General features: G+C 42.2%; 6 protein-coding genes. All 6 read left to right on the forward strand.

The genetic code is table 11. From position 1 onward, the window contains the following. Positions 1 to 16: 16 nt before the first annotated feature. The 6 genes from AC1TPC_RS18125 to AC1TPC_RS18150 all read left to right on the forward strand — a co-directional run bounded on the left by AC1TPC_RS18125 (position 17) and on the right by AC1TPC_RS18150 (position 11,962). Positions 17 to 1,159, forward strand: coding sequence for a glycosyltransferase family 4 protein (locus AC1TPC_RS18125; protein WP_482068204.1), 1,143 nt, complete (start codon positions 17 to 19; stop codon positions 1,157 to 1,159). Positions 1,160 to 1,420: 261 nt separating this feature from the next. Next, entirely contained in the window at positions 1,421 to 5,551 is a 4,131-nt protein-coding gene (locus tag AC1TPC_RS18130) for an S-layer homology domain-containing protein (protein WP_482068205.1), read from the forward strand. 491 nt (positions 5,552 to 6,042) lie between these two features. After that, positions 6,043 to 8,703, forward strand: a complete 2,661-nt coding sequence (locus AC1TPC_RS18135) for an S-layer homology domain-containing protein (RefSeq protein WP_482068206.1) — start codon at positions 6,043 to 6,045, stop codon at positions 8,701 to 8,703. 202 nt (positions 8,704 to 8,905) lie between these two features. After that, positions 8,906 to 11,008 (forward strand): hypothetical protein, encoded by a 2,103-nt coding sequence (locus AC1TPC_RS18140; protein ID WP_482068207.1) that lies wholly within the window; start codon positions 8,906 to 8,908, stop codon positions 11,006 to 11,008. Between the two features lie 91 nt (positions 11,009 to 11,099). After that, positions 11,100 to 11,579, forward strand: a complete 480-nt coding sequence (locus AC1TPC_RS18145) for a hypothetical protein (RefSeq protein ID WP_482068254.1) — start codon at positions 11,100 to 11,102, stop codon at positions 11,577 to 11,579. 113 nt (positions 11,580 to 11,692) lie between these two features. Then, positions 11,693 to 11,962 (forward strand): alpha/beta-type small acid-soluble spore protein, encoded by a 270-nt coding sequence (locus AC1TPC_RS18150; RefSeq protein ID WP_482068208.1) that lies wholly within the window; start codon positions 11,693 to 11,695, stop codon positions 11,960 to 11,962. Positions 11,963 to 12,008: the final 46 nt, after the last annotated feature.

Raw genomic sequence — 12,008 nt, forward strand, 5'->3', positions numbered from 1 at the left:
AAGGGGAGTTGCACACATGCCTGTTGGCTTGCTGTATTCAATTGGGTTCATAATCGCTTTAGTACTTGCCATTGCGATGACGCCGCTTGTTAAGAAATTCGCATTCAAAGTAGGCGCAATAGACAAACCAAACCACCGCAAGGTACATACGCGCATTATGCCGCGTCTTGGCGGTCTAGCTATTTATATTGCATTTGTGGGCGCATTTTTTATTCTGTCGCCATTTATTCCAGACGGCTTGCTCCGTCCTCAAGATTCAAACATGATCAATGCGCTGCTGGTCGGCGGTACGATGATCATTATTTTAGGAGCCTTCGATGACCGCTTCGAGCTTTCGGCGAAAGTTAAGCTTCTAGGCCAAATCGCAGCGGCATGCGTTGTCGTATTCGGCTTTGATGTAAAGATCGACCTGCTGAACATTCCGTTCGGCGAATCGATGCAGCCGGTTGCCGGCTGGATCAGCATTCCGCTTACGATTCTATGGATCGTTGGCGTAACGAATGCGATTAACTTGATCGACGGTTTGGACGGGCTCGCTGCAGGCGTATCCGGCATTGCGATCGCAACGATCGTTGTGATGGCATCTCTGATGGGCTTTCAACCGGTTATCCTGCTAAGCACGCTGCTGCTTGGAGGAATCGTAGGGTTTCTCGTATTCAACTTTCATCCCGCAAAAATATTTATGGGCGACTCGGGGTCGCTGTTTCTCGGCTTTAGCCTAGCAACGCTTTCAATGCTTGGATTCAAGCAAGTAACGATCGTATCATTCGTAACGCCGCTGCTAATTATCGGCGTACCGCTTTCGGATACCTTCTTCGCCATCGTTCGCCGGTGGGTGAACAAGCGGCCGATTTTTGCGCCGGACAAAGGCCATTTGCATCACAGGCTGCGCGACCTCGGCTTTAGCCATCGCCGTACGGTATTGATCATTTGGGGTGTGGCTGCAATATTCGGTGCACTAGCTATCGTGCAATCAGCAGTCGTGCAATCGAGCGCTGCGAACTGGATCACATTCGCCGTCATTTGCTTGCTGATGTTCTTCCTGCAAATCGGCGCAGAGGTAACGGGGATCGTAGATAAAACGCGCAGGCCGCTAATTAACTTCTTAAACCGAATGAGGCTTAGGCTCAAGGTTGACGCCGAATCCCGTTCGAAATAAACAAGAGCTTTGATTCCCGCGAGGGATTCAGAGCTCTTTTTTTTGTGTTAAATTGCTCCTTTCACTAAAAATATGGCAGCCAAAAACCGATAACAACAATACAGAACTTTTCTGCAGTCAGCGTGTCTAACTGCAATGATTGAAAGCTGACTATAAGAGGAAAAGGGAGGAAGGTTTATTCGGAAGCTTGCTGTACAGTCGCCAGTCCATCTCATATTCTAATACTCATGCTTGTCATATACATAAAGGAGGAACATTGTTTTGAAAAGATTACTTTCATTGGCGCTCACGCTGGCATTGTTGATTACATTGTTGCCGCCGTTCAGCAATTCACACCCAGCTTCGGCCGCAGGCTCATATTTCTTATTTTCAAATGAAAATGCATCTGCAGGAAGCGCTCGTATTGTATCCAGCCAATCGGTAAGACTTGAGGGGAAAATTAACGGAGTAGTCGGAAATTCAATTAGTTATAATGTAAAACAAATTACATTGAACGGCTCCATAGAAAGGGAAGTGAATACGACTGAGGAGATCACTACGGGTATTTCCACATCAGCCGGCGATAACAGCATTGTAATAGCTAACCTTACACTTTTCCCTGGTCTGAACAAAATCACGTTTAAAGGGATAGCCGGCACCTCAACAGTCAGCGAATCCATTTATATTGAATATCGCAATAGTCCAATGCTATTTGATCTAAAGGCTACTTTTGAGAATAAGGACTATGTTATGCCGGAAAATCAGCCGACGATGCTGTACTCAACAGCTCCTGTCGTACAGCAAAACGGAGAAATTGTTATTTCGGGTAAAGCGCCAAATGCTCAGAAGATTTCAGTCGTTATAAACGGCAGAAGCTATGATTTTAATGTTTCGAACTCAACTAGCGACAGCAGGTTCAGCACCTCCTTGCTTAGCATTGAGAAGGGGATCAATACGATTGTGCTGAAGGTGCACAATAACGGGCAAATCGTGGAGACAACGCGCGAGGTAGCTTTCTACAACGGGGAAGTCACTTTTTACGATTTGAAGATGTCAGCGCCTGTGGCAGCGCCAGATGTTACTCAAACGGCTGTTTTGGAACCGAATATGAACTTTTCGACATCATCAGTCGCTGCAAACGCTCTTCAAGTATCGGGTAATGTAATCTTGCCTCTTCCATTGCATGATCTAACGAATAGTACTAACCCTTCAGCACCGATTGCTGTTACTCAAAATAATCTAGCAGCATTATTAAGCTTACAGCTGAAGAAGGGTTCATTAGCCCCAGTCCCAATCTCTGTGATTACGAGTTCCGTAACATTCACACCTGCAGTAATAGACAGCACAACTAAATTTATAACGGTTTCCTATAAATTTAATTTGCCTGCACTTACATTTGACGAATCTAATCAGCTTCGATTGGTTGCGCCTAACGGATTAGTATTCCAAAGCTCGGATGCGATTCCTTTTGTCATACGCAACAGCAACATTTCTTATATTCATGATATCAATTATTTATCAGGCTATGATCAATCCATGAATACGCCTTCTCCTAACGCTGGCCGCCTTCAAGGCTTGCAAGGGACAGACATTCCAAGCGATGGCGTAAATGTGTATTCCATGCCAATGGGTGTAGAGGTTTTGATCGGCAACTATACGAGTCTTGATAATAGCCTCACGAATCTGCTGAAAATTAACGGCATGCTTCAAGCGGATGCAGATTCAGGCTTCACGCAGATCAATCATACCGAGATTGTTTATCGCACCGTTAATAATCAATTGAAACCGTTTTTGCGCTTATTCGTTGAGATCAATAAGCTGCCAACATCGGGTACAAATCCAATTACTTTTACATTGAATCCGTCCACAAATGGCTCAACTGAAGTGAAAACAATCATAGCAAAATTATTGTACGGACCTTATGTGAAATTCAACACGCTTGTTGCAGGGATGAAGGTCGATTACGATTCGGTAAGAGAGACAGATCCATTAATTTTATTAAATAGACTTGGTCTTTTTAACGGCCAATTATTTAATGTAGCCAATGAGTCAGAAGTCGATTATGATAATCCCGGACAAACGGTATTCCTTTACATTAATAACGTCGAAATTCCTTTGGAAAAAAACACAACAAATACAACGTTTAAGCCAAAAGGAGCTGCCGCTACCGCTGCCGCTTCCATATTCAGCATACTCAACAAAGCGGGAGAGAACACGGTAAAATTCGTTTTCCGTACCGCAAAGAACAACTATGAAAACACGTTTAAGTTTAGCGTTGTACCTACGAATTTGCCGGTTATCCCGGCTCCTAATACAGACGGCGTCTACCCGTACAGCGCAAATCTGTCGCAGCCGGTTCCCAACGATGCTAATTTCCCGAAACAGGGCAGCATCTATACGACAAAAGAAGCTCAGTTAAAGATCCATGGTACATTTGATTTTGTTGATCTTGGCGGCGAAGCCGCGTATGCGGCAGGTCATGATAATTTGGGAAATAGCAAAGACCAATATATTGTCCGCATCTCATCACCCAACTGGAGCAACGATATCAAATGGGATCTTACGAAGGAGTTTACAGCTACAAAGAAGGGCGTGCCACTAACCGGAGCAGCTCCAATCAATTCCGGAAAAGTTGTCTCGACGCCAGATGCTCAAATTGATTTCTATTATGATGTAGAGAAACAATATTTCTACTTTAATATCGCTAGGCAAAAGATGCCGGAAGACGGCAGCTCCCAGGTCTATGTGATGACCGTCTTCAATAGCGGAGAGGCAGGCCCGCGGGCAGCCTACCGAATGGAGATTGATGCGACATCGATTCCTTTCTCGATCTTGGCGCCGCTAGTTGAGAAACGCACGACTAACCAAAATTTTGTCGAAGTAATCATTTCGTCACCTGGCGCTGACACACTAACAGTTGGTAAAGAGGCTGCCAAGAAAGTGAAATTCATAGATTACAATCAGAGCACGCCGTTAATTTTAGATGCATTCAGCGTGTTGGTTAAGGATCTCAAGCCGAATAAGGAAAATGACATTAAATTTACCATTACGCGGGGCAAGGATAAAATTAACGACTCCTTTAAAATGGTGTACCAGCCGGCAAATATTCCTGGCGCTCAATATTTGCAAACGATGCAAAATTCGCATAAGGTATTTGACGGCAAGCTTGTCCTAGCATTCGCGAAGAACAGCAAGCTGGTTCGTCCTTCTTATAATTCTTCTACGGATTTTTCAGGACAAGTATATAGCGGCAACAATATTTTGTTTGCTATCGCAAACCCTAATGACGGCATTGTCGATCGTCATGAATTTGAAAGCCAGCCGCCAAACTATTCGGCAAATAGCTTGGCAGAAGGCAACCTGCATATTGGGTTTCGATTCCTAGATCAAGCTAGGCAATTCATAAAGGCAAGTCCGTTATACTGGATAGATGGCGGGCAAGCAGATAATCCAGATCCAACGTCTCTGGCGTTTGATCCCGTGACGACAGGAACAGATCCGTTCCCGTTTCCGAACGTAGTTGGCAAGCCAACCGATAGCTTTGCCAAACGGTGGAATAAATTTGGACTTGAGCTTGCTCCAACCGCGCCAGGCAAGCTTACGTTAGCCTATGACAATAATGTATCGCTAAGCGCGGGAACGACAATCACGGTATTCCGCTTTGATCCTTACAATAGCACATGGGAAAATATTGGCGGTGTCGTAGATGATAAGAAACATACGGTGACTGTGCCGTTTACAAAATTCGGTTATTATGTTGCCGTTAAGCTTACACGCGGTTATAACGACATTAACGACCACCCTTATGCACGAGAAGCTATGGAAGCTATCTATTCGAAGGGCGTTATGAACGCAATTGATCCTATTGGCTTCTTTGGAGCTGATCGTTACGTAACTCGCGGTGAATTCACGCGCATGATCATTCGTATGCTAGACATTCCAATGAACTACGGTGGAGCGATGCATTTCTCTTATTTCCCAGAGACGATTACTAACGCTAATAACGCAAATGCCATTTATGACTATCGTTTTATTGAGACGGCAGCACGTGCAGGCTTTGTTCGAGGCACAAGACCAGGCTTCTTCGATGAAGATGTAGAGCTTTCTCGCCAAGACGCATCCGTTGTTCTGGCAAGAGCATTGAACCTGAAGATGGAGACGGACGCGAAAAAAGCAAAGTCGGCACTTGATAAGGAATTCAAGGACTCCGGAAGCTTTGACTATTATTCGATACCTTCCGTTTTGGCCATTCAGAAAAAAGGCTTTATCCAAGGTTCATTAACTGATTCTAATAATCCAAAGTCTGGATCTGTGTTTGAACCAAGAGCAAAGCTGTTGCGCAGCGATGCAGCCATAATAATGGCTAGAGTGATGACTGATCTGAAGAAATTACCTAAGATTTATAGCAAATAAGCAGCAAAAACAGACCGGCAGTTGAGTCGGTCTGTTTTTGTGTCAATAAATAAAGTGAAACATTATCCATGGAAAATGTTTTGCATCGACGAGCTCTATGAAAACAAGCTATACTAGCAAAGTACTAAACAGAGTACGCGCAGGCGAATACATAAGGTGAGAAAAACGCGAATGAAAAAAAATTAAAAGTTTTTTTCAGAACATCGCAACTTTTCACACTCACATGCGTTTAAATACATGAAGTCGAAACGAACGCATGATTTGATGCGCTAGACCTACTCTTGCTGGCAGCCATTTGGAATGAATTCTCAACTTCCTCTTTACGGTATGAGTTGCCCATTGTATAATGTTATAGTGGTGCCGCTACTCTAGCAATTTTCTAGCCTTTTTTACAAGTTTCTACGACATGATTTTACAAATGGGTTTATCATGATCGTGGACATCATTTATATCAAATCTATGCTCAACTCTGGAAAGGGGGTGAATCAGCTATGAGGGAAAAGAGCAATTCACTATTTAAACAAAACTCTCAACAACCGCATGTATTTAGAGGAGGAGAAATAAAGGTTATGAAGAAAAAAATAGCAGCATTTGTACTATCGGCAGCGTTAGTACTTCCAACATCTCTTACAGCTTTTGCAGCAACATCACCATCCGATGTGGTAGGTAAACCAAACCAATCCGCAATCGAAGAGCTTACTGCTCTTGATATCCTTCAAGGTTACGCAGATGGTACTTTCAAACCAGAAAACAACATTACTCGCGCAGAATTGGCGAAAGTAATCGTTGCTGCTACTGGTAGCGAATCTGCTGCTAAAGCACTTCAAAACGTTAAATCGCAATTTAAAGATGTTAAAACAAACGAATGGTACACTGGCTACATAAACGTAGCTGCTGGTAAAGGCTTCTTGCTTGGCGACAAAGGAACTGGTAAATTCCGTCCTAGCGACAACATCAAGTTTGAAGAAGTAACAGCTATCGTTGTTCGTGCTCTTGGCTACCAAGACAAAAACTTGACTGGCGTATGGCCATACAATGTTTTGTTGAAAGCTGAATCGCTTAACCTGTTTAGCAAAACAACGCTTGCACAAGGAACTGTTACTACACGTGGTGTAGTTGCACAACTAGTAAGCAATGCACTTAGCGCAGATCTAGTTGAGTGGAAAGCTGACGCTCAATTGTACCAAAACACTGGCAAATTGCTGATCTCACGTCTTGGAACAACTTCGGAGCAAGTATTGAACTCTTCCGTTCTTGATTCAAGCGGCCGTATCGTATTGAACAATGTTCCAAAAGCATTGTCTTCAAAATTCATCGTTACTGGCGGCAAAACTTTGTCTGACCTTCTTGCTCACAACTTGACTGTACTTACAGATACAGACGGTAAAATCCGCGCTATTACGGATAACCAAGCTGCTGAAGATGTAATTTCCGGTAAACTTAACGTTGCATTCAACAATGCACCACAAGTTGAAGTTAAAATCGGTTCTTCTGTAAGCAAGTACGACACAGTAACAAACTCTGCTTACTATGTAAACAGCGATTCAACTGTAGCTGGTGATTTCCCAGTTGCTAAAGACACTGAAGTAAATGTGTTCCTGTTTGACAAAAACCATGCAAATGCTGGTAAAGTTCGTGCAGTTACATTTACAAAAGTAAATTCTGCTAATGCACTGTTTGATTCTTACATTGCAGCAACTGGTACTACTAAAGCACGCATTGTTACTAATAGCAGCACTGTAACTGTTGGTGCTACTACTTCGGTTACAATCAATGGCGAAGCGAAAGCTGTAACTGATCTTGTTAAAAACGATGTTCTTGACATTGTTAACAACAAAGATAAAGTAGCAGTTAAAATCACTGCAACTCGCACAGTTGTTGAAGGTAAAATTGCTAGCAAATCTGTAGATGCTGATAAAACAGTAATTTACACTGTAGATGGCAAAACTTACACTCCAATCTCTGGCATTCTTACTGGTGCAAATGAATTGGCTAAAGACGCATCTTACAAACTGTTCTTGAACAAAGACGGCAAAATTGCTGGCGCTGAGCTAGTGAGCGGTGGAAGTGCGGATGCTAAATACGGCGTTCTTCTTCAAGTAGCAAACAATGCTAAAGGATCCGATGCATTTGCGGATACAAAAGACGTATTTAAGTACTACTCCATTAAAGAAAATGCTACTAAAAATGCAGAGCTTAATAACGCAACTTGGGAAGCAAACACAGTTAAGTTGGGTGAAAATCGTGATGCTGGCGATGCTGCATTCGACAACACTGTAGCTAAAGTCGTTATCTGGAACTTGAAAAAATCCGATAACAGCATCAACGGTGTCAACGAGCTTCGCGATTTGACGAAACTAACTACTGTTTCTGAGAAAACCGACAAAACACTTAAAGTAACAACTGGCGGCAGCTCAACTGTTTACGATATTAACGAGAATACTATCGTTCTTGATGGTACTAAAGCTTTCGCAACAGATGGTGGCGATCGTTCGATCTCTGTAAGCAGCCTTGCTAACCTTTCCGCAGGTAATAAAGTAACGCTTATTACTGAAGGTACTACATTTGCTAAATATGTAGTTATCACTGAAAAATCGGCTAAAGACGCTAAAGAAGCTAAATACGGTTTGTTCGTAAAAGCTAGCTCGAACGGCGACGACTACTCCGTAACGCTTAACATCAAAGGTACTAATGAGACATTTGCTCTAACTGGTACTGAAGGTAAAAAGATCTATGACAAAATTGTTGCTGATCTTAACCAAACAACTAATAACTCGACTTACAAATCAGGCACTAAAACGCTTGTAGCATTGAAAGATACTGTTGATCCAGCAGGTGCTTCTCAAGAGTTGAAAGAAGCTAGCACTGCATATGACACATTGGTTGTTTATGCAACTGGCAAAGATATCACTGCAGCTAACCTGAATGATGGTACACTTACATTGACAGGCAGCGCTCAATACTATGTAAACAGCTCTACTGCAATTTATGTGTACGACAAAGCATCCGACACATTGACTACTGATGGAATCTTCGCTGATGTAACAGCATTTAATGGCGAAGCTACATCCAGGTATGACATTGCTGTAGTTGGCGATTCAAGCTATGGCACGTTCACACTTGCTAAAGCAATCGTGCTTTACAAAAACTAATCTACACAAAATGAAGGAATCCGGTGAGGAAACTCACCGGATTCTTTTTTTTGTGTTCATACATCATTCATATATTCTTGTTATAATAAATGAGAGATAAAGTGAAGTGATGGGAGGGAACAATAAATAGTTTTTGAGAAAACGAAACCTATTGCATGCTTTATACGTCTATATAAAAAAAGATACGGAGTGATCAAAAATTATGAACAGTTTACCAAGAAGAAGATTTTTAAAGAGCCAGCTTGCTTTAGCCATATTGTTGATAATGGCTCTTTTACTGCCGTCTTTGCCATCCAACAGTAATGCGGCGGCGGCTGTTGCAACCTTTAAACCGGTGTACATAACGAACAACTCTTATGTGAAGCTTGAAAATGCGGATATTATTCCGAGCAGCAAAGGAAGAATGGCAAGCTTTGCGATTACGTTCTACAATGGCGGCAGCGCTCCGATTAATTTGCGTGATTATTGGGTTCGTTTGAAATCAACAAGCGGTACTAAGTATGTAGCAAATTTGATTGAAAGCGATAAGACAAAAAAAAGTGTCCCTGCTAAGTCGACTGTTACACTTACTTTCTACAGTGAGGTCCCAGCATCTGTTTCATTGAGCAATCTTGTTTTAAATGTGATTAAATTTGACTTCTCGGTTGCCGGCTATGAAAAACAATTAGGCAAGTTTACATTTCCAGCAGCGTACTCCAATGACGTAAAAGTTAATGGTTATAAAGGCTCCAAAATAAATAATGCGGTCATCAACATGAGAATCAATAAATCGACAATTTCCAAAGGTACAGATAATAATGTCGTAAATGTGGAATTGGCGATGAGAAATACAGAAAATTTTGAAGTGACTTTGTCGAACCTTTCTTTCTATCTCCAAGCGGGGAACGGTGCAATGTATCAGATTAAGACGACCACTGATACTGCACAAGGTATTATATTACGTTCGAAAATATTGGAAAATGTAAAACTATCCGTTTCACTGCCTAAGGCCATTTCAAGTACAGGTTTAAAGCTGGTCGTTACGCAGTCCGTTGGTGAGGCAGCAACTGCGATCACGCTGCCTGTGGTGAAATTTCATTTGAGTTTGAATGCAGCATCAGCAACAACAGCAAATAATTACGCTTATGTGAGCGGCGATTACTCCTATAATGTAAAAGTAAGTTCAATTGAACGGTATTCTTGGTTGAATGAAGTTAATATTATTAGCAAAATGGAAATTAAAAATGCTGGAACTAAAACAGCGCCCGTCCCTAAGATTTCAGGTGCTCTATATTTAGGAAATAATGCAGAAATACCTACAAAAGCTATTTTATCGGATTCACAGGTATCCTTGGCTGCAGGCGGTTCCATTTCCATTTATTACACGGGTACAGTGCCGACCAGCACTTCTCTGACTGATTTGAAGCTTAAGCTATTCGAGAAGGAAGGCGAAACGCAGCGTGAGCTATCTTCATTGAATACACCTGCTCCTCTTACGAATAAGACCGTTGCCATTGGTGGAGAGAATATCATCGATACGTTTGGACAGAAGTTCACTGCAAAGGTTACGGAAGTTAAAGTGTTGGAAGGATCCACGAATAATTTGTACGCAGCATATTTGGATGTAACTAACAATCAAGAGACTGCAGTTGCTACCTCGAGATTGGCTGGTTATCTAGAAACGACAGCAGGAAATAAGTATACGGTATCTATTATTAAAACAAACAATTTAATCAACGCATCGAAAAAAGAGCAAGTGCTTGTTACGGCAGAGCTTCCTAAGGAAGTAGATTTTGCTAACGCAAGTCTCGTATTGGGATTAGCCTATAATGACGAGGGTATAGTAAAGGCAACGGACGTTACTGTAAAAGGATATGTTAATGCAGCTCGTTACGCTCTCCCATTGCCGCTGCAAGAAACAAATAGTTTCAGTAATCTAAAAATTGGTCCCTATACCATTAATATTGATAATTTGCTTACATTCTTAAATGATACGACAATTGATGTGGATCTTAACAGTACCGTTACACGCGATAGTAGCTATGATGGTTTCACAAACAAAAAGTTCAGTTTTGTATTGGAGGATTTATCGACTAACTTGGTCATGCTGCAAGCACCTTTTGAAATTGATGCATTATCGGGTCAGTATGTATGGAAAACCGGCACCAACTATACAAATATTGTTCAAAATATGTCTAGTAAGCTGATTTCACCTACATTTAATGTAAGTATTTATGAAGAGTTGAACGGATTTAAAACACGGCTTGTTACCAAACAAATTAGATGGTCTCCTAATTTAAACTGGGCTGATCCAGCAGTGAAGTAATGTAATAATTTTACTAGTTTAAGAGGCGAAAATCGGGTATCGTAAAGAGATATCCGATTTTTTTGCTAGGAGGTTTCATAAGTTGAAAAAAATGATAGTAAGGCTTGCTATTGGAGCTGTATTAGTATCAACAGGACTGGCAATTGGAATGATGAATTCTAATGCCATCGAAGCTGATGGAATTAGCACTTCGCCAGGCTCTGTAGAGGATCCAGTAGTCACCAAAAGCTATGTGGACGAGCAGTTGGCGAAATTGGGCGGAGGCTCTGTAGGCGGCGGTACGACACCATCAACAGACTCAGCATTGGAAGTCGTATCGATACCCGCAGGCAAGACTTTAATGGCAGGACAAGGCGCTGAGGTCATTGTGCGCGTAGGGAAAGCAATTGCATACAGCTCTGATGCCAGCGGTATTGCTGATCTTACGGGCGGGACTGATTTGACTAAGGGACAAGCTGTCCCTACAAACCACTTGTTGTTATTCCCACGTGCAGGCCGCGGCATTCTACCTGATCCCAATCAGAAGAACGGTCTTACGGTTTTGGTTAAAGGCAGCTACACTTTGCAATAATATGGATAGATGCTCTACATTTTACCCGTACTGACAATAGATTATACGCTTCGAAAATGATGGCTTGATACACAATACATATGTGTTCTACATTCATTTGGAGGTGTCATTTCATGAGTCGTTCGAATAAAGTGGTAGTGCAACAAAGTAAAGCAGCGCTTAATCAATTGAAATATGAAATCGCAGCAGAATTTGGGTTAACGTCCGGAGCCTATGCAGGCACTGGCGCAGATACTGAATTTGCGGGTGAGCTTGGAGCTTCCTCTGGCTCTGGACAAAGCGTGCATTGGTCATCACTTTCCACACGACAAGCTGGTTCAGTAGGTGGAGAGATTACAAGAAGGTTGATTGCAAAAGCAGAATCTGTGCTTGGTGGATACTAGCAAATACTGGAAATCTCGACTTCCATTGACACAAAGCGACATTTTC

This window comes from Paenibacillus sp. Y280 (assembly GCF_056786335.1).

Bases quoted from the DNA above. Each gene is read 5' to 3' on its own strand.
- AC1TPC_RS18125 (WP_482068204.1), top strand. From the start codon at position 17: ATGCCTGTTGGCTTGCTGTATTCAATTGGGTTCATAATCGCTTTAGTA.
- AC1TPC_RS18135 (WP_482068206.1), top strand. From the start codon at position 6,043: ATGAGGGAAAAGAGCAATTCACTATTTAAACAAAACTCTCAACAACCG.
- AC1TPC_RS18140 (WP_482068207.1), top strand. From the start codon at position 8,906: ATGAACAGTTTACCAAGAAGAAGATTTTTAAAGAGCCAGCTTGCTTTA.
- AC1TPC_RS18145 (WP_482068254.1), top strand. From the start codon at position 11,100: ATGATAGTAAGGCTTGCTATTGGAGCTGTATTAGTATCAACAGGACTG.
- AC1TPC_RS18150 (WP_482068208.1), top strand. From the start codon at position 11,693: ATGAGTCGTTCGAATAAAGTGGTAGTGCAACAAAGTAAAGCAGCGCTT.